The organism is Devosia sp., assembly GCF_041917035.1.
Taxonomy (GTDB): Bacteria; Pseudomonadota; Alphaproteobacteria; order Rhizobiales; family Devosiaceae; genus Devosia_A.
Map to the genome: position 1 here is coordinate 1056 of NZ_JAYRYM010000452.1, position 510 is coordinate 1565.

A 510-nucleotide genomic window follows, 5' to 3' on the forward strand; every position below is an offset into this window, starting at 1 on the left:
CCATCAGCGCTTCGGAGAGGGCTTCGGCGCGCGTCGCGTCAGCCTGCAGGATGACGGAGATCCACATCAGTTTTTATTGACTTCGTTGCGCCCGGCCAGCTTGTGCTCGAGGTAGTGGATCGCGGTGCCGCCTTCGACGAAGCGGGCGTCGAGCATCAGTTCCTGGTGCAGCGGGATGTTGGTCTTGATGCCTTCGACGAGCATTTCGGACAGGGCGATGCGCATGCGGCGGATGGCCTGGTCGCGGGTGTCGCCGTAGGCGATCAGCTTGCCGATCATCGAGTCGTAGTGCTGGGGCACCGTGTAGCCGTTGTAAACGTGGGAATCCACGCGGATGCCGGGGCCGCCGGGGACGTGCCAGTTGCCGATCTTGCCCGGGCAGGGGGTGAACTTGAACGGGTCTTCGGCGTTGATGCGGCACTCGATGGCGTGGCCGCGGAACTCGATGTCTTTCTGCCGGTAGCGCAGCTTCTGGCCGGCAGCGACGCGGATCTGCTCCTGGACGATATC

At 63.9% G+C, this 510-nt stretch carries 1 pseudogene; it reads right to left on the bottom strand.

Annotated features, from left to right (window positions below):
* Window positions 1-66 precede the first annotated feature (66 nt).
* A pseudogene (locus ACE3TU_RS22235) lies at window positions 67-510 on the bottom strand (acetyl-CoA carboxylase biotin carboxylase subunit); the annotation flags it as partial.